This is a genomic window from Gaoshiqia sediminis (genome assembly GCF_025907915.1).
In the GTDB taxonomy this organism is placed as follows: domain Bacteria; phylum Bacteroidota; class Bacteroidia; order Bacteroidales; family Prolixibacteraceae; genus Gaoshiqia; species Gaoshiqia sediminis.
In genome coordinates this window covers 1-1,192 of sequence record NZ_JAPAAF010000098.1, presented here as the reverse complement: position 1 = coordinate 1,192, position 1,192 = coordinate 1, and the positions used below count along the sequence as shown (strand labels likewise).

The window sequence follows — 1,192 nt, the reverse complement described above, 5'->3', positions numbered from 1 at the left end:
TTACCTTTCCGGTGCGCCTTCTAAACAATGCGCCTTCCTATCCCCGGGTTCCGTTGCACTCCACCCGGGGCTACCCATATTACGCCCCGCTGGGGTGTTTCTTCGCGCCTTCTTGGCGTTCTCTGCGTTAAAAAATTGATTCTTGATGAATAAGAAATTGGACGCAGACGTTTTGATTGATGATTGATTATTGTTGATTGATGAATGACGGCGGCGACTGGCTACTCGTGTCTCGCTACTCGTGTCTCGCTACTCGTGTCTCACTACTCACTACTCCTGCCGGGTGGCACCATGCCAAAAGCCCCTTTAGGGGTTTGGGGTAAATGCCTTTTGGCGCCTTCTTGGCGTTCTCTGCGTTAAAAATCTTCTTTGTGTGGCAAACGACTACCAACGGGCCGGTACTAGTAATGCGAATAGCAGGAAATGATCACAATGGATGAGTCGGTAACTTTATAGATCAGGCGATGCTCCAGATCGATCCGGCGACTCCAGTATCCTTTAAATTGGTGTTTCAATGCTTCAGGTTTACCAAGTCCATTGAAGGGGTCTCTTAATATAGCCTTTATCAAATCACCAATTCTCAGGGCTATCCTTCGATCCGTTTTTACCCATTCCTGGTACTCTTTAAAGGCGTCCGGCACAAACTCAATCGTCTTCATAAAAGCTCATTGTCTTTCAATGAAATGACCTGTTTTTTTGTTTCATATTCAGCAATACGGTCTTGTAAGACTTGCGAAAACGCCGGATTACTCAAAATATATTCGGTTTCATCTGCTGGCTGAATCGTAATTTCCACTGTTTTATGGGGAAATAGTTTTTTGATCCCTTCTATGAATTCCGGAGTCAATGAATCTGTATTAATTTTTATGGTTGTTTCCATGGCTGCTTTTTGTTCGAAGTTACGAAATATCCATCAAAATGGAAGGCGGACGTTTGGAATGATGATTGATGATTAAAGAAATGGGACGCAGACGTTTTGATTGATGATTGATGAATGATGATTGATGAATGACGGCAGCGTGGGCGCGTTGTCGTGTCGGGCAGCGCAACCTGTCAGCGTGCGTAGCTCCTGACAGCGTTAAAAAGAATTAGACGCGGATGACGCTGATGTAATATGATGTTTATGAATTATGTTTTTCGCTTTGCACTGGCTTGTTCTTTCACCGATTCACGCGGATTGGGCCCTGCGGGC

At 45.1% G+C, this 1,192-nt stretch carries 2 protein-coding genes; both read right to left on the bottom strand.

The window, feature by feature from the left end:
• Positions 1–401: 401 nt before the first annotated feature.
• Positions 402–659 (bottom strand): Txe/YoeB family addiction module toxin, encoded by a 258-nt coding sequence (locus N2K84_RS20140; RefSeq protein WP_282593633.1) that lies wholly within the window; start codon positions 657–659, stop codon positions 402–404.
• On the bottom strand, positions 656–880 hold the full coding sequence (locus N2K84_RS20135) for a hypothetical protein (RefSeq protein WP_282593632.1): 225 nt from the start codon (positions 878–880) through the stop codon (positions 656–658). The genes N2K84_RS20140 and N2K84_RS20135 overlap by 4 nt, the downstream gene beginning before the upstream one ends.
• Positions 881–1,192 lie beyond the last annotated feature (312 nt).